21 protein-coding genes and 1 pseudogene are annotated in these 19,133 nt (G+C 64.5%); 6 read left to right on the top strand and 16 right to left on the bottom strand.

Annotated elements, in window-relative coordinates; translation table 11 throughout:
* Positions 1–111 precede the first annotated feature (111 nt).
* The 11 genes and pseudogenes from Q8J98_RS13905 to Q8J98_RS13855 all read right to left on the bottom strand — a co-directional run.
* A pseudogene (locus Q8J98_RS13905) lies at positions 112–947 on the bottom strand (IS3 family transposase); the annotation flags it as partial.
* Between the two features lie 26 nt (positions 948–973).
* A complete protein-coding gene (gene tcmP, locus Q8J98_RS13900; RefSeq protein WP_305294900.1) occupies positions 974–1,345 on the bottom strand; it encodes a three-Cys-motif partner protein TcmP in 372 nt (123 codons plus the stop codon).
* A complete protein-coding gene (locus Q8J98_RS13895; RefSeq protein WP_305294899.1) occupies positions 1,342–2,097 on the bottom strand; it encodes a DUF5131 family protein in 756 nt (251 codons plus the stop codon). The genes tcmP and Q8J98_RS13895 overlap by 4 nt, the downstream gene beginning before the upstream one ends.
* Positions 2,098–2,232: 135 nt before the next feature.
* On the bottom strand, positions 2,233–2,640 hold the full coding sequence (locus tag Q8J98_RS13890; protein ID WP_305294898.1) for a DUF3164 family protein: 408 nt from the start codon (positions 2,638–2,640) through the stop codon (positions 2,233–2,235).
* Positions 2,637–2,852 (bottom strand): hypothetical protein, encoded by a 216-nt coding sequence (locus Q8J98_RS13885; RefSeq protein ID WP_305294897.1) that lies wholly within the window; start codon positions 2,850–2,852, stop codon positions 2,637–2,639. Before Q8J98_RS13885 ends, Q8J98_RS13890 begins: the two co-directional genes overlap by 4 nt.
* Positions 2,845–3,180, bottom strand: coding sequence for a helix-turn-helix domain-containing protein (locus Q8J98_RS13880; RefSeq protein WP_305294896.1), 336 nt, complete (start codon positions 3,178–3,180; stop codon positions 2,845–2,847). Before Q8J98_RS13880 ends, Q8J98_RS13885 begins: the two co-directional genes overlap by 8 nt.
* A complete protein-coding gene (locus Q8J98_RS13875) occupies positions 3,177–3,548 on the bottom strand; it encodes a hypothetical protein (protein WP_305294895.1) in 372 nt (123 codons plus the stop codon). Before Q8J98_RS13875 ends, Q8J98_RS13880 begins: the two co-directional genes overlap by 4 nt.
* Complete coding sequence (locus Q8J98_RS13870; RefSeq protein WP_305294894.1) at positions 3,545–3,679, bottom strand: hypothetical protein; 135 nt, start codon at positions 3,677–3,679, stop codon at positions 3,545–3,547. Before Q8J98_RS13870 ends, Q8J98_RS13875 begins: the two co-directional genes overlap by 4 nt.
* A gap of 63 nt (positions 3,680–3,742) precedes the next feature.
* A complete protein-coding gene (locus Q8J98_RS13865) occupies positions 3,743–4,096 on the bottom strand; it encodes a hypothetical protein (RefSeq protein ID WP_305294893.1) in 354 nt (117 codons plus the stop codon).
* Positions 4,096–4,218, bottom strand: coding sequence for a hypothetical protein (locus tag Q8J98_RS13860; RefSeq protein WP_305294892.1), 123 nt, complete (start codon positions 4,216–4,218; stop codon positions 4,096–4,098). Before Q8J98_RS13860 ends, Q8J98_RS13865 begins: the two co-directional genes overlap by 1 nt.
* 97 nt (positions 4,219–4,315) lie before the next feature.
* Complete coding sequence (locus Q8J98_RS13855) at positions 4,316–5,215, bottom strand: LysR substrate-binding domain-containing protein (RefSeq protein WP_305294891.1); 900 nt, start codon at positions 5,213–5,215, stop codon at positions 4,316–4,318.
* Between the two features lie 132 nt (positions 5,216–5,347).
* On the opposite strand from Q8J98_RS13855, the gene Q8J98_RS13850 reads away from it, so the two are divergent.
* The 5 genes from Q8J98_RS13850 to Q8J98_RS13830 all read left to right on the top strand — a co-directional run bounded on the left by Q8J98_RS13850 (position 5,348) and on the right by Q8J98_RS13830 (position 12,247).
* Positions 5,348–6,259 (top strand): hydroxymethylglutaryl-CoA lyase, encoded by a 912-nt coding sequence (locus Q8J98_RS13850; protein ID WP_305294890.1) that lies wholly within the window; start codon positions 5,348–5,350, stop codon positions 6,257–6,259.
* Entirely contained in the window at positions 6,256–7,107 is an 852-nt protein-coding gene (locus Q8J98_RS13845; protein ID WP_305294889.1) for a sugar phosphate isomerase/epimerase, read from the top strand. The genes Q8J98_RS13850 and Q8J98_RS13845 overlap by 4 nt, the downstream gene beginning before the upstream one ends.
* A gap of 34 nt (positions 7,108–7,141) precedes the next feature.
* A complete protein-coding gene (locus tag Q8J98_RS13840; protein ID WP_305294888.1) occupies positions 7,142–8,548 on the top strand; it encodes an aldehyde dehydrogenase family protein in 1,407 nt (468 codons plus the stop codon).
* Positions 8,548–10,323, top strand: a complete 1,776-nt coding sequence (locus tag Q8J98_RS13835) for a thiamine pyrophosphate-binding protein (RefSeq protein ID WP_305294887.1) — start codon at positions 8,548–8,550, stop codon at positions 10,321–10,323. Before Q8J98_RS13840 ends, Q8J98_RS13835 begins: the two co-directional genes overlap by 1 nt.
* A gap of 106 nt (positions 10,324–10,429) precedes the next feature.
* Positions 10,430–12,247, top strand: coding sequence for a bifunctional sugar phosphate isomerase/epimerase/4-hydroxyphenylpyruvate dioxygenase family protein (locus Q8J98_RS13830; RefSeq protein WP_305294886.1), 1,818 nt, complete (start codon positions 10,430–10,432; stop codon positions 12,245–12,247).
* 15 nt (positions 12,248–12,262) lie between these two features.
* On the opposite strand, the gene Q8J98_RS13825 is transcribed toward Q8J98_RS13830, so the two are convergent.
* The 4 genes from Q8J98_RS13825 to Q8J98_RS13810 are packed head-to-tail and all read right to left on the bottom strand — an operon-like array spanning position 12,263 to position 15,442.
* A complete protein-coding gene (locus Q8J98_RS13825; protein ID WP_305294885.1) occupies positions 12,263–12,811 on the bottom strand; it encodes an isochorismatase family protein in 549 nt (182 codons plus the stop codon).
* A 15-nt stretch (positions 12,812–12,826) separates the two neighbouring features.
* A complete protein-coding gene (argF, locus tag Q8J98_RS13820; protein ID WP_305294884.1) occupies positions 12,827–13,753 on the bottom strand; it encodes an ornithine carbamoyltransferase in 927 nt (308 codons plus the stop codon).
* Between the two features lie 23 nt (positions 13,754–13,776).
* The gene (locus Q8J98_RS13815) at positions 13,777–14,271 is read right to left on the bottom strand and encodes a GNAT family N-acetyltransferase (RefSeq protein WP_305294883.1); all 495 of its coding nucleotides are present in this window, start codon (positions 14,269–14,271) and stop codon (positions 13,777–13,779) included.
* Positions 14,261–15,442, bottom strand: a complete 1,182-nt coding sequence (locus Q8J98_RS13810) for an aspartate aminotransferase family protein (RefSeq protein ID WP_305294882.1) — start codon at positions 15,440–15,442, stop codon at positions 14,261–14,263. The genes Q8J98_RS13815 and Q8J98_RS13810 overlap by 11 nt, the downstream gene beginning before the upstream one ends.
* 332 nt (positions 15,443–15,774) lie before the next feature.
* On the opposite strand from Q8J98_RS13810, the gene Q8J98_RS13805 reads away from it, so the two are divergent.
* Entirely contained in the window at positions 15,775–16,389 is a 615-nt protein-coding gene (locus tag Q8J98_RS13805; protein ID WP_305294881.1) for a GcrA family cell cycle regulator, read from the top strand.
* Positions 16,390–16,695: 306 nt separating this feature from the next.
* On the opposite strand, the gene ppsA is transcribed toward Q8J98_RS13805, so the two are convergent.
* Positions 16,696–19,089: a phosphoenolpyruvate synthase gene (gene ppsA, locus Q8J98_RS13800; protein ID WP_305294880.1), complete on the bottom strand. Its 2,394-nt coding sequence runs from the start codon at positions 19,087–19,089 to the stop codon at positions 16,696–16,698.
* Between the last annotated feature and the right edge of the window lie 44 nt (positions 19,090–19,133).

Here is a 19,133-nt window from a genome sequence, read left to right as displayed (position 1 = left end):
GGCCGACCCTGTATTTGCTATGGAAGAGACCACTTCTTGACGGCGGAGCCCGCTTGGGCAACCATTCCATGGGTATCCGGTCGCTCGGATGCCCCGTGATCTGACGCCCTAAACCGCGTTTTGTTCCCGAGCTAGGACGTTGTCAGAGACAATCATGCCCGGTCGGCCGCGCCGCTCGATCAGCGCCGTCAGTTCCCGTGCCACACGGCGGCCCGAGATCGAGGTGTCCGGGATCGCCGCCAGGCATTCTCGCGTGACGTCATCGACCACGTTCAGCACCCGAAAGCGCCGTCCGCAGGCGAATTGGTCATGCACGAAGTCCAGCGACCAGCGCGCGTTGGCCCGTGCCTCAACCAAGATCGGAGCCCGTGTGCCGATCGCCTTGCGGCGCGCTTTGCGTTTACGGACGGTTAACCCTTCCTCGCGGTAGAGCCGGTAGATGCGGTTGATGCCCGAAGGCTCACCCTCTCGGCGCAGCAGCACGAAGAGCCGCCGGTAGCCAAACCGGCGTCGCTCGTTGGCCAAGTCACGCAACCGCCCGCGCAACGCCGTATCCGGCGCGCGCTGCGACTGGTAGCGGACCATCTTGCGATCCGCCCCGGCAATCTGGCACGCCCGCCGCTCTGACAGCCCGAACAGAGCCTTCAGATGCGCGACTGCTTCGCGCCTTGCGGCGGGCGTCACCACTTTTTTGAAACCAGTTCCCGCATCGCCGCCAGCTCCAGCATCTGCTCGGCCAAGAGCTTCTTCAGCTTCAGGTTCTCGTCCTCCAACGCCTTAAGCCGCTTGGCCTCCGACACCGTCATCCCGGAATACTTCGCCTTCCAGGCATAAAACGTGCCTTCCGACATGCCATGCTTGCGGCAGAGATCAGCGCACTTCGCGCCTGCCTCATGCTCATGCAGGATACCAATGATCTGTTCTTCGGTTCGTATCGTTCGCTTCATCGTCCGTCCCTTCCTTGGGGCGGACTCTAGTCGCAACTGGAGGAAATTCTTAGTGGCAGGTCAAGGAGCCTGAGGGTCTCAGCCCGCGTCTCGTCGAGGTCGAAGAAATAGTGGCGGTGGAACCCGTGCTCAATGTTGAGTGCCCGCACCGGCGAACCGAGAATAAACTGCGTTTGGGCATCGGAGCCTTCTGGATCGTCAAAAAAGGGCGTTGGCTCATTGACCTCATCTGTTCCACGGACCTTTGCGACACAGGCCCCCGCGAATGCGTCGATATAGACCCGGGTGAATTTTTGTTTGCTCAGAGCTAGGCCGTAGAATTTGAGATACGCCTCAAGCGCATCGAGCTTCGCCGCCGCCCATGGGCCTACAGTTGCCTCTCGGTGATCCTTTTTCAAACGAGCTCCGCCATGATAGACTTTGGCACAATCTTCCAAGGAAATCCGTTCCACTCAATGCCATCGAGCAGCCTGCCACCCGACTTTGGCCGTGCTCCGCCCCATTGTTTGAAGAAAAACGCAACGCCATCCCGATCGCAGGTGAGGCGAATCTCCGAGGCCCATTCCTTTTCCATCGGGCGCGCGCCGGGGCCGCTTTCACCGCCCACGATAGCCCAGGCGATGCCACGAAGATCGACTTCGCCTATCGCGCCCAGAAGCGGCTCAAACGAGATGAACCGCGCGTCGGAGTTGATCTGTATCAGGTGGTCGATCCGGCTCGTATAAGCCGCATCTTCGACCGAAACGCCGAGCCAGATATGCGAGGGAACCTTCCCTCCATCATAGCGGGCTCGGACGTAGTTCCGCATCAGCGAGCTGCGCTTGGTGAGCACCTGAAAAACGTGCCAGTCGGCGGCCTCCATCGCATCGAAGACCTGATCGATGTAGCTACGATCGATATCCTTGTGAAACAGGTCGCTCATCGAGTTCACGAAGATCATGCGAGGCTTTTTCCAGAGCCCGGGCTGCTTGAGACGTGCTGGCCAAAGCCGAAGATCGAAGCCCTGCTCATAGGGGTGATCCGGCACCCCCCGCCAGCGCTCGGCAAACCGCTCGGCATAGCAATTGTCGCAACCCGGCCCGACCTTGGTGCATCCGGTTACCGGGTTCCAGGTCGCGTCGGTCCACTCGATGGGTGTCTGTTGCGCCATTCGCCTACTCCTCGATGCTCGCGCGAAAACGTAACATGAACGACTCGCGGACACAAATCGCGACGATTCGACCGACGTCATTCGAAACTGACATTCGTGGTGAGAGATTCGTCACCAAGAAGGCACCCTCCCCCCTCACCCCTCCCGCGGGTCGGGCCCCTCGCCGCAGCGATAGAGCGTCCAGCAGGCGCGGCGCGCGGCTTCGGCGCGGGCGGCCAGGCAGTGATCGCGCTCCCACCAGGCCAAAAGCCGGTTGATGATCCGCTCGCGCTTGCGCCACCGCGCGACCTTGGGCGAGGCATCGGCCTCGGCCTTCGTCATCCACGACGGGTGCGCCCAGGTGTGCTCCTTGAACCGGGCGATCTGGTCGGAAAGTTCGAGCGCGTAGCCCACGATCTTGCGCGTTACCTCGTCCTGCAGCAGATCCTGCGCCTTGATCATCTCGACAGGTTTCAGGCCGCCCTTGGCATCGGCCATGTAGGGTTTGCCGTTGAGATCAAAGCGGCCGTCAGGCACGCGCGGGGTAATGGCTTCTCGGGTCATGCCCGGTCTCCTTCTGTGGTGATGATGAGTTGCGCAGGCGTCGGCGCCCCCGGCGGGATCGACACGAGGCCGAAGGCCGCCAGCGTCCCCGCCATCGCGGTGATTTCGTCGGTGCTGACCAGGCTCGCGCCGCGCAGACCCGAGGTGTCGATCTTGCCCAGCCCGCGTGCGGCGAGGGTCAGCATTTCGGTCAGGGTCCAGCGGTCAGTCATTGCCGCCGCCTTCCGCCCCGCCAAGGTCTTGCTCGAGCGTCCGCAACGCCTGCTTCAACGCGCGCAGACCTTCGAGACCCACGATCGTGGTCCGGTTCGGTGCCGACGTCGCGCCTCGGCCAAGCAACAGCCAATTTGCGTCAACATTGAGTGCAGCGCAGACCTTCATCAACGTGAATGCCCGCGGCTGCGAAGCGCGCGTCTTCCAGAACGAGGGCTGGCTTTCATCAATTCCGACCGCGCGGGCAAATGCCGCTTGCGAGGGAAAGAGCGCAATCAGTTGCTCAAGCCGGTAGAACAGTGCCTCGTGTTCTCGCGCCCCGATCATCGCTCGCCCTCCCTCGCATTGCGCGGGCACGCGGCGCAGGCACGAAACATTCGCACCCGGAGCGGGTTGCCAGTGGCAAAGGAACGCGACTTGGCGCGCCAGTCCTGGCACTCGTGCGAGGGCAGCGTGCCGAGCGCCGGGCAGGCCACGCGGCCCGCCAGAAACACCCCCCTGAACCGCTCTTCAACGGCGCTTAAATCGGCCGGATATTTCGCGCGAAGCACCTGGCTGATCAGCGCGGGCGAGCGGCCCATGCGCGCCGCAACCCGGTTCTGGCTGGTAGCGGTGCATTCGACCGCCATCGCCTCGACCCAGTCGGGCAAGGTTGCGCCCCAGGCGATGCGCGCAATCTCGAGCGGACTGCTCATTGCAGACCTCCGTTCAGCAGCACCAGCTCGCCGAGATTGTCATCCCAGACCGCGCGCACCCGCCGCTCGCGCGGTGGCCGCGGGCCGGTATTGCGGATCAGGCGATAAATCGCTTCGCGCCGTCCGGGCACCGCCGTGCGTTCGACCTTGAGGTAGCCCGCCTTAAGCAGCGCCTGACAATAACCCTGCGCTGCCTAGAGCTTGACCGGTACCGAGGCGGTCGAGGAATGCGCGGCAAGATCGGTGGGCGTGAAGCTCTTCAGCCCCCGCATGGACGTCCAGAGATTGAGCGGCACCGAGCCGCCCGGGCCAGCCTCGCGTGTGCGCTGGAAATCGGCCACCACCCGATAAAGGTTCCGCCGCCCGACACCGCGCTGGATGTTGACACAGGCGCCGTCCTTTTCCCAGGCGCGCACGATCTCGGTCGCCTGATACATGCTGACATGCAGCTCGGCGCTGATCTCGGCATAACCAAAGGTGCCAATCCTGAGCGCCACCGCCCACGCGGCGTCGGCGAGTGCGGCGCGGGTGTCAGGTGTCAGGAACATCACGCCACCCTCCGCTTGGCGTCGGCCTTGCGGCGGAATTCCTCGGCCATTTCGTCGCGGCGCGCGGCAGGGGCCTCGCCGGTAAAGAACGCGCACTTCCAGTCGGCGGCGGTGACTCGCACCAAGCGCCACCGGATGGCCCAGAAGCTCGAGCCGCTCGGAACTGGTGCCAATCACGCTGACCGCGCGCACCCGAACGTCGTATTCGGCGCTCTGGTGTCAACGCACAGCCAATGCTTCGCGCATTTCCAGTTTCAGAAGATCGATCAATTCGTCGGCAAAGATCGACCGCGCAACCTCGGCGTTGAACACGCCGTAGGTCTTGAACGAGGTAGGCTCGACAATCGGGCGCACCGCGACGCCGGGCGTTTCACGCGCGGCCATCGAAAATTCATCAAGCACCGCCACCCCGAGGTTCGCCGCCACCAGCGCCGCCACCGTTTGCCCGAACCGCGCCTGTATCGCCAGATCGAAGGGCAGCCCATGATCGCGAAAAGGGGCTGCGAGGATCTCGCCATAGGGGTCGGCGGGATCGATGCCGATCAGCGGCTCTGCCGCAAGTTCGGCCAGCGCAATGGCCGTCCGCGCGGCCAAGGCATGGCCTGCGGGCACCACCGCCACCAGCCGCCCCGAGGCCAGAAGATGCGAAACCAGCCCCGGGTGGTCGATCTTGAAGCTCATCGCCACCAGCTCACCCTTTTTCAGCAAAAGGTAGTCGATCGTCTCTTCGATCTTGAGGATGTTGATGTTCATCCGCAGCGCCGGAAACTTTTGCCGCAGCCGCTTCACCGCGCGCGGCAGGATATGCTGCGAAATCGACGGTGCCGAGGCAAAGGAAAACACCCCGCCCCCGCCCTGCTTCAGCGCGTCGATGGAAAATTGCAGGTTCTCGACCTTGGCGAAAACCTCGTTGATCTGCGCAAAAATGCCGTGCGCCTCGGTGGTGGGCACGAAGCGCCCGTGATTGCGCGAAAAGAGGCGCAGGCCAAGCTGCGTTTCGCTGTGCTTCATCACCCGGCTGATGCCAGGCGCTGAAACCCCGAGCAGGTCGGCGGCCCCTTTGACCGTGCCTGCCAGCATGATGGCGCGGATCACCTCGATCTGTCTGAGTGTCAGCATGTCGCCCCCGGAGCGAAAATTAACATTACATATCCTTCTCTGTCTATCTGGATATTTGATGTTACGAAACCGCGCGCCTAGTTTTGGCTTAGGGTCCGGTGCCGCCTGCGCGGCTGGACGGGGAGCGGGCTGATGTATCACTTCGGTGGCGAGGTCCTGATCGAGGACGAGTTTCTGCGCGACGGGCTGCAAAACGAGGCGCGTGCCTTCACCGTCGCGGAAAAGCTGCACTATCTTGACGGTCTTGCGGCGGCGGGGCTGAAGCGGATTCAGGTCGGCTCTTTCGTGCACCCCGAATGGGTGCCGCAGATGGCCAATACCGATGCGGTTTTTGCCACCCTCTTGCCCAGACCCGGTGTCACCTACACCGCGCTCATTCTCAACATGGCCGGGCTTGATCGCGCGCTGGCGGCAGGGGTGCGGCACCTTTCGGTTTCGGTTTCTGCTTCCGAGACCCACAGCCGCAAGAACCTCAACAAATCCGTCGCCGAGGCGCGCGCGCAGATCGTGCCGATCCTGGAGCGCGCGCTGGCCGAGGGCATCGCGGTGCGCGCTGGAATCCAGTCAGCGCTCGGTTGCGGCTTCGAGGGTCCTATCGACCCGGCGAGCGTGACCGAAATTGCCCGTGCCTATGGCGAGATCGGCGTGCACGAGGTCAACATAGCCGATACCGCGGGGCTGGCGAACCCGGTTCAGGTGCACGCGCTTTGCGCCCATGTGCGCGAGGTTCTGCCCGCCACGACCGCGCTCAGCTTGCATCTGCACGACACCCGCGGGCTCGGCCTTGCCAACATGGTTGCGGGGCTTGAGGCGGGCGTGCGGATTTTCGACGCCGCTCTGGGTGGGCTGGGCGGATGCCCTTTCATTCCCGCCGCCACCGGCAACATTGCCACCGAAGACGCGGCTTTCGCGCTGGCGGAAATGGGGCTGAGCACCGGCATAGACTACCGCGCACTGGCGCGGCTGACGCGCGAACTTGAAGCCATTTTGGGCCGCCGCCTGCCCGGACGGATGGCGCATATCGACACCGGGAGCAGCAGATGAACAGGCCGATATCGCTTGCCTACCTGACCGTGCCCGGCCTCACCCCGGTCGAACAGACCCAGGTCGCGGCCGAGGCGGGCTATGACTATGTCAGCTTCCGCCTGATCAACCTCGGGGTGCCGGGCGAGCCCGCGGCGGACCCGCTTTCGCCGATGATGCTGCGCCGCGCCCGTGCGGCGCTTGCCGAAACCGGGCTGAAGGCGCACGACATCGAACTGGCGCGCATCTTGCGCGAGGTGGACCCGCAGAGCTTCCTGCCCGCCTTCGAAGCGGGGGCCGAACTTGGTGCGCGCCATGTGATCGCCTCGGCCTGGACCAGTGTGCGCAATGACCGCGACTTCGTGGTGGAGCGGTTCTGCGAAATCTGCGACCTCGCCGCACCCTTCGGGCTGACGATCAATCTGGAGTTTCCCGCGTTTTCGCGCCTGGCCAGCCTTGAGGACGCGGTCGAGGTGCTCGACCTTGCCAACCGCGCCAATGCGGGGCTGTTGATCGACACGCTCTATTGGCACTTTTCCCATGCAAGGCTTGCGGATCTGCGCTCGGTGCGGCGCGAATGGATCAACTTTCTGCACATTTGCGATGCGCCCGCCGAAATCCCCGGCACCCGCGAGGAGATGCTGCACATCGCCCGCGAGGCGCGGCTTTACCCCGGCGAGGGGGCTATCGACTTTGCCGCACTTGCCGCAGCGCTGCCGAAAGTGCCGCTGTCGATCGAACTGCCCAATGCGCGCCGCAGCGCCGAGCTTGGCCATCTTGGCCATGCCCGCCGCTGCCTGGAAGCGGCGCATCGCATCTTTGACCGGCAGGGCCTTGCGCCTTCGCCACGCACCGGAACCGCTGGCTGAGCCAGCCCCCTGACCCCGTTTGAGGAGACCCGAAATGGCCCGCGACCTTTCCCCCGAAGATATCCAGACCGTCGCCGACATGGTTGCCCGTGCCCGCGTGGCGATGGAGGCGATCAAGGACTACGACCAGGCGCAGGTTGACCGGCTGGCGCAGGCGCTTGGCTGGGCCTGCGGCAACGAGACGACCTTTGTGCGCATTGCCCAGATGGGGGTGGACGAAAGCGGCATTGGCGACCGCGAAGGCCGCGCGGGAAAGCGTTTCAAGGTGCTTGGCGTGCTGCGCGACGCGCTGCGCGGCAAGTCGGTGGGGGTGATCGAGGTGGACGAGGCAAAGGGCATTACCAAGATCGCCAAACCGGCGGGCGTGATTGCCTCGCTGATCCCCACCACCAACCCCGAACTGACCCCCCCTGTCACCGGCATCTACGCGATCAAGTGCAAGGATGCGGTGATCTTTTCTCCGCATCCGCGCGCCAAGAAAACCACCTACGAGATGGTCCGCGTCATGCGCGCGACGCTGAAAAAGCTCGGCGCGCCGGAAGATCTGTTCCAATGCGTGAAGAACCCCTCGATCCCGTTTACCGGCGAGCTGATGGCGCAATGCGACCTCACCCTTGCCACCGGCGGCAAGCCGATGGTCAAGGCAGCCTATTCCTCGGGCAAACCTGCCTTTGGTGTCGGTGCCGGAAACTCGACAATGGTGATCGACGAAACCGCCGACATCAAGGAAGCGGCCTTCAACAGCCGGGTGTCGAAAACCTCCGACTATGGCTCGGGATGTTCGGCAGATGGCAACCTGCTGATCGATGCGCGCGTCTATGACGCGATGCGCGACGCCTTGGTGGCCGAAGGCGGTTATCTGTGCAGCCCCGCCGAAAAATCCCTGCTGGAAAAGGCAATGTGGGATGCCGAGGGCCACCGCACCATCAACACCGTCGCGGTGAAAGCCCAGAAGATTGCGGAAATCGCCGGCTTCAGCATTCCCGCCGACCGCAAGTTCATCATGGTCGAGCAGGAGGGGATCGGCGGGGAACACCGCTTCTCGTCGGAAAAACTCTGCGTGGTCATGGCGTTGTTCAAATACAACGGGTTCGACGATGCGCTGAAGAAAGTGGCGCAGATCTACGAGGTCGGCGGCAAGGGCCACAGCTGCGGCATCTATTCCTTTGACGATGACCATATCGCGCGGCTTGCCGCCGTGGCCCCGGTTTCGCGCATGATGGTGCGCCAGCCGCAATCGAAGGCGAATGCCGGGTCGTTCTCCAACGGCATGCCGATGACATCGAGCCTCGGCTGCGGCATCTGGGGCGGTAACATCACCAACGAAAACGTCAGCCTCAAGCACTACATGAACGTGACATGGGTTTCGCGCCCGATCGCCGAAGACCGGCCGTCGGACGCGGAATTGTTCGGCGAATTCCACAACTCCGAGGTCATGTGATGGCCAGGGACCTCGTTTCAACGCAACTGGTGCGCTACCTCGAAGGGCGCGGCGTGCGGCATGTGTTCGGCCTTTGCGGGCATACCAACATTGCGGTGCTGTCGGCGATGGCGAACAGCAAGCTGGGCTTCATCAACACGCGCCACGAACAGATCGCCGCCCATGCGGCGGATGGCTATGCGCGGGTGACCGGCAAGGCCTCGGTGCTGCTCAGCCACCTTTCGCCGGGCCTGACCAATGCGGCAACCGGGGTTGCCAATGCGGCGCTTGATTGCACGCCGATGGTGGTGATCGCGGGCGATGTGCCCAGCTACTACTACGGCAAGCACCCGCATCAGGAGGTAAACCTGCATGCCGATGCCAGCCAGCATGAGATATACCGCCCCTTCGTGAAGCGGGCCTGGCGGGTGGATACGCCCGAGCTTTTCCCCGAGATCCTCGAAAAGGCCTTCGCGCTCGCCGAAAGCGGGCAACCCGGCCCGGTGCTGGTCAACGTGCCGATGGACTTTTTCTCGGCGCAGATCGAGGTGGCGCTCTGGGATCGGCTGAAGGCCAACGCCAAGACGCTGGTGAAACCCTCGATCGACGAGGAAACCGCGCGAGCGATCATTTCGCGGCTGCTCGATGCAAAAAATCCGGCGATCTACGCGGGCGGCGGGGTGGCGCTAGCGCGGGCCTGGGATGAGCTCAGGGCACTGGTCGATCATCTGCAGTTGCCGGTGGCGCACAGCCTGATGGGCAAGGGCTGCCTGCCCGACGATCACCCGCTGGTGCTGGGCATGACCGGTTTCTGGGGCACCGCCTTCACCAATCGAACCACGCTTGGTGCCGACCTGATCCTCGGCCTTGGCACCCGCTTCAAGGAGGCGGATTGTTCCTCGTGGGAGCCGCAATATACCTTCAACATCGCCGATGGTGCCTCGCGCCTCATCCAGATCGATATCGAGCCGCAGGAAATCGGCCGCAACTACCCGGTCGAATTGGGCGTGGTGGCAGACCTGAAAGCCGCGCTGAAAGTCTTGAACCGCGTCGCCCGAGAGATGGTGCCGAAAGGCGTGCAGCGCCCGGCGCTGGTGCAGGCGATAGCCGGTTTCCGCGCCGAGTTTGCCGGGCGCAATCTGGCGATGCAGCAATCGGACGCCTTCCCGATGATGCCCGAGCGTATTCTGGCAGACCTGCGCGCCGAAATGCCGCGCGATGCTTACCTCACCTCGGATGTGGGCTGGAACAAGAATGGCGTGGCGCAACAGTTCGACATTCTCACCCCGGGCAGCATCCTCATTCCGGGCGGCTTTGCCACCATGGGCTTCGGCCCGCCCGCAGCGCTTGGTGCCAAGATCGCGGCACCGGATCGGGTGGTCATCAGCCTTGTCGGCGACGGCGGTTTTGGCCAGAACCCTGCGGTGCTGGCAACAGCGGCGGCGGAAGGGCTGGCGGTGATCTGGGTGGTGATGAACAACAACGCCTTTGGCACCATAGCCGGGCTGCAAAAGGCGCATTACGGGCTAACCTACGGCACCACCTTCCAGAAGGCTGCAAGCGTGATGGAACAGACCCCCGACTACGCCGCAATTGCCCGCGCCTATGGCTGCGACGGGGTGCGCGTTGGCTCTGCCGCCGCCTTCCGTCCGGCGCTTGCGGCGGCGATTGCCTCGGGGCGGCCGACGGTGATTGATGTGGCGATGATCAACAACCCCACGCCGACCACGGGCCACTGGAACATTCTCGACATCTATTCGCCGGGGCAAAAGGTGGGCCACACCAGCACCAATTGACGCTTTGCCGCGCCGCCGCTGGTTGGCGCGGCACCAATTCGGTTTGCACCGACCGGGGCGCGGGGCTACCCTGCGCCCGAATGCCCCGCCGGCCGGAGAACGCCCCATGCAACGCTGCATCTCTTCGCTTTCCTTCTCGGATCCGCTTGGCGAAAAAATCCGCGCCGCAGCCGAGGCGGGGTTTCATGGCATCGAGATTTTCCGCGAAGACATCATCGGATTCGATGGCACACCCGACGAAATCGGCGCACTGGCCCGCGCCTCGGGCATCGCCATAACCAGCCTGCAATCCTTGCGCGACTGGGAGGCTTCGCCCGCCGACCGCGCCGACTGGTGCACCAAGCAGGTCGAGCGCTTCATCGACCTTGCCGCCCGGCTCGGCGCGCCGCTGCTGGTGGTTTGCGCCAACACCCGCGCCGATACCCTGCCCGACCCTGCCCGCGCCGCAGCCGACCTTGCGCGGCTGGCCGACATGGCCGCGACGCGCGGCCTGAAGATCGGCTACGAGGCGCTTGCCAGTTCGACGCAGGTGCGAACCTATGCGCAGGCATGGGATATCGTGCAGCGCGCGGCACGACCGAATCTTGGGCTGGTGATCAACGCCATTCACACCTTTGCCGCCGATGCCGGGCTGGCGGCGCTGGCAGAGGTTGACATGTCGCGGGTGTTTCTGGTGCATCTTGCCGACGCGCCCACCACCCGCATCGACCCGCGGCTGATGACCGAAAGCTTCCGCCTGCTGCCAGGGCAAGGCAACCTGCCGGTGGCCGAACTCTACGCGGGGTTGATCACGCGCGGCTATGCGGGGCCGATGTCGATGGAGATTTTCAACGACCAGCTGCGGGCGCTTGAACCGGCGCTGATCGCGCGCGATGCGATGCGCAGCTTCGATCTGCTCGACGACAGGCTTGCCGCCGAGGGTGGCGCGCATTCGGCGGTGGAGCGCTTGGCCTTCATCGAATTTGCCTGCCGCGGGCAGGATGCGGCCGACCTGGCGGCGCTGCTCGGTGCAATGGGGTTTGCAAAAAGCCATAGCAAGGGGGGGCTGACGGCCTACAGCCAAGGCGACATCACGCTGGTGCTGAACAGCGCCGAAAAGGGGCTCGCGCATTCGGTCTATCTGATGCAGGGCCTTTCGGTCGCGGCGATCGGGCTGGCGATTTCCGACACGGCACCGCTGGCAAGACTTGCCGAGTCCGGTGCTGCGGCTGAGGGCCACGACCTGCCGCTGATCCGCGGGCCGGGGGGCAGCGCGTTCTACCTGCTCGACCGGCCGCTTGTCGAAACCGGGTTTTTCCGCCGCGAGTTGCCGCCAATGGCCAAGACGGCGGCGGTTGGCAGCCTGACCCATATTGATCATTTCGCCCAGGCGCTGGTGCCGAACCTGTTCCTTTCGGCGCTGCTCTTTTACCGCGCAATCTTGGATTTTCGCTCGGAATCGCAGCGCGATGTGCTTGACCCGCATGGCACCGTGCACAGCCGCGTGGTGGCCAACGATACCGGCACGGTTCGCCTGTCGCTCAATTCTTCGCTGAGTGCAGGCACCTCGACGCAGCGGTTTCTGGAAAAGGCGGGCTATGCGGCATGGCACCATTTCGCCTTCGCCACGCCCGATGTCTTTGCCTATGCCGCAACCTTGCCGGGCGAATATGTGCTGAAAATGCCGCCCAACTACTATGACGACCTCTACTTGCGCTTTGATCTGCCCGCCGATCTGGTCGAGCGGATGCGGGCGCTCAACATCCTATATGACCGCGACGGGGCGGGCGAATATTTCCAGCTTTATACCCGCAGCCTCAACGGCCTATTCTTCGAGGTCGTGCAGCGCAACGGTTATTCCGGCCTTGGCGCGCCGAACGCCGGGGTGCGCATGCTGGCGCAATCGCGCGAATACGAGGCCGCGCACGCGCTTGACATGTTCTGAACGTGCCGCGGGTGGTCAGAGCCCGGAGCGCAGCGCCTCGGTGGTTGTGAGGGTGGCAAAATCGGCACCAAGGGTGGCCAGCGTGACCTGAAGGATGGTCTGCGCGGGCAACCGCGCGCCTTCAAAGGGCAGATCGAAGCCTAGCAGCGCATCGCGCGGCAGCACCACCTCAAAGCCGAGGTCGCTTGCGGCGCGCGCCGTAGAGGTTACGCAAAAGCCCGCGACGGCACCGGTTATTACCAGCCGCCCGATGCCCTCGCGCTTCAGATAGGCGGCAAGGTCGGTCGAGGCGAAGGCCGACGAGGTGGATTTGATGAACACCGCCTCGCCTTCAGTCGCGGCATCGCAGGGCAAAGGTGCGGCACCCGGCTTGCCAGCATGAAAGCTTGAGGCCGGGTCGGGGTCGTGGTGGCGGACATGCAGCACCGGCAGGGCGCGCGCACGAAACGCCGCCGCCAGCGTGGCGATGCGCGCGCCCGCCTCGGGGTTGGCGCAATCGCGCCCCTTGGCAATGCGGTCGGCCATCGCCTGCTGCATGTCGATGATGAGTAATGCGGTGGTCATTTTGGCACCCCCTGCTCAAACCCCAAGGCACCAGCGCATGATTGCCTTTTGCGCATGCAGGCGGTTTTCGGCCTCTTCAAACACCACCGAGGCGGGGCCATCCATGACCGCGCTGGTCACCTCGTCCTCGCGGTGCGCGGGCAGGCAGTGCATGAAAAGCGCGTCCGGATTGGCCCCTGCCATCAGCGCAGCATTGACCTGATAGCCGCGCAACTGGTTGTGGCGCCGCTCCTTGGCGGATTCCGGGTCGTGCATCGAAACCCAGGTATCAGTCACCACAAGGTCAGCCCCCGCGACCGCCTTGAACGGGTCGCGCTCGATGCGGGCATCGACACCCTGGGCGCGGGCAAACTCCAGCCAACCGCGCTCGGGGTCGAGAGGTTCGGGGCCGGTAAAGGTGAAATCAAAGCCGAACTGCCCCGCCGCATGCAGAAAGCTTGCGCAGACATTGTTGCCATCGCCAGACCAGACCACCTTGCGCCCCCGGATCGGGCCGCGGTGTTCTTCGTAGGTCATCACGTCGGCCATGATCTGGCAGGGGTGGGTGCGGTTGGTCAGGCCGTTGATCACCGGCACCGTGGCGTGTTCCGCCATTTCCTGCAAGGTCGCCTCTTCATAGGTGCGGATCATGATGAGATCGACATAGCGCGAAAGCACGCGGGCGGTATCGGCAATGGTTTCGCCATGGCCAAGCTGCATTTCACGCCCCGACAGCACCATGGTCTGGCCGCCCATCTGGCGCACGCCCACGTCGAAGGAAACCCGGGTTCGGGTCGAGGGTTTCTCGAAGATCAGCGCCACCATGCGGCCCGCAAGCGGCTGTTCGTCGTCGGTGGCACCGCGCGGGCGGCCGCCGCGCGCGTCCTTCATGGCGCGCGCGCTGTCGATCATGGCGCGCAGGGCGGCGGGGTCGGTGGTGTGGATATCGAGGAAATGTTGCATCTTTTCGGTCTTTCTTCTGGGCATCAGCCCCGGAATTGCATGCAGATCGCGGGAATTCCTTCCTCGCAGATCCTTGTATCAAAGGCTTCAAATCCGGCACCGCGATACATCGCAACGCCGCACGGATTGGTTGGCCGCGGATCGGTCACAACCGCCGGGGCACCGCTGGCGCGGAGCATTTCGGCATAGCGTCGGACATAGGCCTTGGCGTGCCCCTTGCCGAGATGGCTCGTTGCGCCAAGGAATGTATCTGTCGCGCGGGTGCCAGGTGGCCTGTCGGCGAAATGCGGCACCCCCGCCTCGTGGACGCCCCAGTCCTGGATGAAGCCGATCGGCGTGCCGTTTGCCGCAACCAGATGCATGGCGCAATCGCCGCCGTCAATCTCCGCCTCGATCAGCGCGATCTCTTCCTCGACCGGACCCCAGGCGGCAATCACATGCGGCTCGGCCAGCCAGCGGCGCAGCTGCAGATAATCCGCGCGCGTCACCTCGCGGAAGCTGTAGCTTTCAGGCGGCATCGGCTTCAAGCGCGGTAGCGGCGCGGTCAAGCCGGGCCAGCGCCTCGGCCAGATCGGCATCGGCTATGTTGAGCGCCGGCAACAGGCGCAACACATTGTCGGCGGCAGGCACGGTCAGCAGGTGTTCGCCGTAGGCGGCCTTGACCACCTCCACCGGGGCCGGAATGCATTTCAGGCCAAGCATCAGGCCCTGCCCGCGCACCGCCTCGAAAACCTGCGGATGCGCTGCAACCAACCCTTCAAGCCCTTGGCGAAAAAGCGCCGCCTTGCGGTTGACCTCGGCCAGAAAGCCGGGCTCGGTCACGATCTCCACCACCCGCGCGCCGACCGCGCAGGCCAGCGGGTTGCCGCCATAGGTCGAGCCATGGGTGCCCCCGATCATGCCCGAGGCAGCGCGTTCGGTGGCCAGAACCGCGCCCAGCGGAAAGCCGCCGCCGATGCCCTTGGCAACCATCATGATGTCGGGCGCGATACCGGCCCATTCATGCGCGAAAAGCCGCCCGGTGCGGCCCATGCCGCATTGCACCTCGTCAAGGATGAGAAGCGCGCCGGTCTCGTCGCACAGCGCGCGCAGCGCCCGCAGCTCGGCATCGGCGAGGGCACGAATGCCGCCCTCGCCCTGGATCGGCTCGACCAGAACAGCGGCGGTCTGCGGCCCGGTGGCGGCTTTCAGCGCCGCTGCATCGCCCCATTTCACCTGCCGGAAACCGGGCATCAGCGGCCCGAAGCCCTTGACCATCTTTTCCGCACCGGAGGCCGCGATGGCGGCGGTGGAGCGGCCGTGAAACGCGCCTTCAAGGGTGACGATCTCGAAGCGGTCCGCCTCGCCCCGTTCATACCAGTATTTCCGCGCCATCTTGACCGCGAGCTCCAGCGCCTCGGTGCCGGAATTGGTGAAAAACACCGTATCGGCAAAGGTCGCGTTTACCAGCGCGTCGGCCAGCCGCTGCTGTTCAGGGATCTGGTAGAGGTTCGAGACATGCCAGAGCTTGCCCGCCTGTTCGGTCAGCGCTGCGACCAGATCGGGGTTGGCATGGCCGAGCGCGTTGACCGCGATGCCCGCGCCAAGATCGAGGTAGCGGCTGCCATCGGTGGCGGTCAGCCAGCTGCCCTCGCCTTTGACAAAGCCGAAGGCGGTGCGGTTGTAGGTGGGAAGCACGGAAGCAATCATGGTCGCGGTTCCTGAAAGAAGGCCAATGGGTGCACGAGGGCACACGCGGCTGTCAACGATTTCGGCGGGGGGCGGGGTGCGATTTGGCCTGGATGTGGCCAAAACCGCAAATCAGATCAGGCGCGGCGGGTGCTGCGTCGGGGACGGGCAATAAGGGCGGCGCGGCTGATCATGCGCGCCGATTAGCGCGGCGGCACAAAGATGTAAAGGGGCGGCAGCGCGGCGCGGCAAATGCGCCGCGTCAGGCTTGATTTCAGGGCGCGCGCCTTGTATCTCGGCACGTCGCGCCTAGAATGCGGCGCAACGATACCCCTTGTGCGGAAAGGTGGCCCATGTCCTGGACCGATGAGCGCGTCGAGACACTGAAGAAGATGTGGGGCGAGGGCCATTCGGCCAGCCAGATAGCCAAGGAGCTTGGCGGGGTCACGCGCAACGCGGTGATCGGCAAGGTGCATCGTCTTGGTCTGTCGAACCGCGCCGGAACTGCGGCCGAGACTACCGCGCCCGCCGCGCCGCATCTGGCCGAGCCGAGGCCGCATGGGGTTGGGACCGTTGCCGACGACGATGAGGGCGAAAGCGATGCGCCGGTCGCTGCCAGCGGCGAGCCCCGGTCTGAGGCCACTTCGCGGCCCGAAATCGCGCCTGCCAGCTTTGTCAGCCCGATGCGGCGGGCGATCGTGCCGGCGGGGCAGCCGCTGCCGCCGCAGCCTTCGGCCAACGAAATCAGCCCCGAGGCGCTGGCTTCGGTGCGCGAGATGGAAAAGCGGGCGCGCAAGCTGACGCTGATGGAGCTGACCGAGCGGACCTGCAAATGGCCGATCGGAGACCCGGCGACTAACCATTTCTGGTTCTGCGGCCTGCCTTCGGTGGCGGGCAAACCCTATTGCGAGGCCCATGTCGGGGTGGCGTTCCAGCCGATGAGCGCGCGGCGCGACCGGCGGCGGTAGGCGGAAATCTTGCAGCGTAACACAGTGGTACAAAGGCTTATGCCTTTGGTATTGCTGTGTTTCGCATATTTTGTTAAGCAGATTTTAAGGGTTTGACGCGGGTGTAGGATACCCGAGGGCAGGACCCCCTTGTCCGATTTGTCACCAGACAAATCGGGCCGCGCCTGCCTGCCCCTCGGCAGGCGCGCCCCGATTTACCAGCACCTGAGCTAACGGATACCCCCTTGCCCCGTGCCTTGCGGCACCGGGCAATCGGGCCGGGCAAAGGCCCACAGGACCTTCGCTGATCCGGCCCTCGGGTGCCCTTTATTTTTTCAGCCCCGCCTCCGCCGCCGCCACATGGCGTTTGACCGCAAGGAAACTGTCGGGCGTCACCGATATCGCGTCGATCCCGGCGGCGACCAGCAGGCGGGCAAACTCGGGGTCGTTGCTCGGGGCCTGACCGCAAAGCCCGACATGGCGGCCTGCGGCATGCGCCCGCGCGATCACGGTTTCGATCATCCATTGCACCGCCGGGTCGCGTTCGCGGAAGAGATCGGCAAGCTCGGCCGAATCGCGGTCAATCCCCAGCGTCAGTTGCGTGAGATCGTTCGAGCCGATCGAGAAGCCGTCAAAGCGGCGGGCGAAATCATCGGCAAGGATCACGTTCGAGGGGATTTCGCACATCACATAGACCTGCAAGCCGTTCTCGCCGCGCGTGAGGCCGTTTTCTGCCATGACCGCAAGCACCCGATCAGCCTCGTCCGGGCTGCGGCAGAAGGGGATCATCACCACCACATTGTCGAAACCCATGGCTTCGCGCAGCCGCTTGATCGCCCGGCATTCAAGCGCGAAACCGTCGGCATAGGCGGGCGAGTAGTAGCGCGAGGCACCGCGAAAGCCGATCATCGGGTTTTCCTCGGCGGGTTCGAACTGCTTTCCGCCCAGCAACTCGGCATATTCGTTGGTCTTGAAGTCGCTCATCCGGATGATGCAGGGGTGCGGATACCAGGTTGCGGCGATGCGCGAGAGACCCATGGCAAGGCTTTCAACAAAATAGTCGCGCCGGTCGGCGTAGCCGCGGGTGAGCCGGGTGATTTCCGCCTTTACCGCCTCGTCCTTGAGTTGATCGAAGCGGGTCAGTGCCAGCGGGTGCACACGGATCGCGTTGGAAATGACAAATTCCATGCGCGCCAGCCCCACCCCATCGACCGGCAACCGCCACCAGCGGGCGGCGGCGGCGGGGTTGGCGAGGTTCAGCATCACCTCGGTGCGGGTTTTGGGCACTTCGCCGAGCACGGTTTCGGTGACTTCAAAGCGGGAGATGCCCGCATAGACAAAGCCCTTGTCGCCCTCGGCGCAGGAAACCGTGACCTCCTGCCCTTCATGCAAAAGCCGCGTCGCGTCTCCGGTTCCGACAATGGCGGGAAGCCCGAGCTCGCGGCTGACGATGGCGGCATGGCTGGTGCGGCCGCCGTGGTCGGTGATGATGGCGCGGGCGCGTTTCATCACCGGCACCCAATCGGGGTCGGTGGTGCTGGTCACCAGCACCGCGCCATCGACGAAGCGCGAAATATCGGCGGCGCTTTCGATCAGGCAAACCTCGCCGGTGGCAATGGCATCACCGACGCTGAGGCCTTCGAGCAGTTGCTTGCCCTTGTCAAGCAGGCGGTAGGTTTTCAGCGCACCGACATCGATGCGGCTTTGCACGGTTTCGGGGCGGGCTTGCAGGATGTAGAGGAGCCCGGTTTCACCATCGCGGCCCCATTCGATATCCATAGGCTGGCCGTAATGCGCCTCGATCACCACCGCGTGGCGGGCGAGTTCAAGAATTTCGGCGTCCGAAAGCACAAAGGCCTCGCGCTCGGCCTTCGAGGTCGGCACGTTGCGCGTGGCGGAGCCGCGGGCGGTGGAATAGACCATCTTGCGCGCTTTCTCGCCCAGCGTCTTTTGCAGGATCGGGGTCAGCGCCGGGTTGGCAAGAAAGGGCTTGTAAACCTGATATTCATCGGGGTTCACCGTGCCCTGCACGACGTTTTCGCCAAGCCCCCAGGCGGCGTTGATGAGCACCGCCTTGTCAAACCCGGATTCGGTATCGATCGAGAACATCACCCCGGCACCGCCGAGATCGGAGCGAACCATCAGCTGCACCCCCACCGAAAGCGCCACCGCCTGATGCGCAAAGCCCTTGAGCTGGCGGTAGGTGATGGCGCGGTCGGTATAGAGCGATGCGTAGCAGCGCCGACAGGCGGCAAGCAGCGCCGCCTCGCCCTGCACGTTCAGGAAGGTTTCCTGCTGGCCCGCGAAGGAGGCATCGGGCAGGTCTTCGGCGGTGGCGGAAGAGCGCACGGCGACGGCGGGGTTGGCCTGTCCCACCCTTTCGCCAAGCGCGCGGTAGGCCGCGACGATATCATCGCGGGCCGCATCGGGCCAGCGCCCGGCGGCAATGGCGGCGCGGATCGCCTGCCCGGTTTCGGCCAGCGAGGCGCGGCCCTCGGCCTCGGCGGCGAGGTGACCGGCAATCACCGCATCCAGCGCATTAGCGGCGAGAAAGCGGCGAAAGGTTTCTGCCGTGGTGGCAAAGCCCGGTGGCACCCGTATGCCCTTTGGTGCAAGGCTGCGGACCATTTCGCCGAGCGACGAGTTCTTGCCACCGACAAGGCCGACATCCTTGCGGGTCAGATCTTCAAACCAGATCAGTGTTGCGGAATTGCCGGACATGGCCTGTCCTTTCGCTTTTGCGAGTCCAGTGCCCAGTATGCGCG

Source organism: Phaeovulum sp. (genome assembly GCF_030684035.1).
In the GTDB taxonomy this organism is placed as follows: domain Bacteria; phylum Pseudomonadota; class Alphaproteobacteria; order Rhodobacterales; family Rhodobacteraceae; genus UBA6213.
The sequence above is the reverse complement of the archived record's forward strand: the minus strand, read 5'-3'. Positions and strand labels throughout refer to the sequence as shown.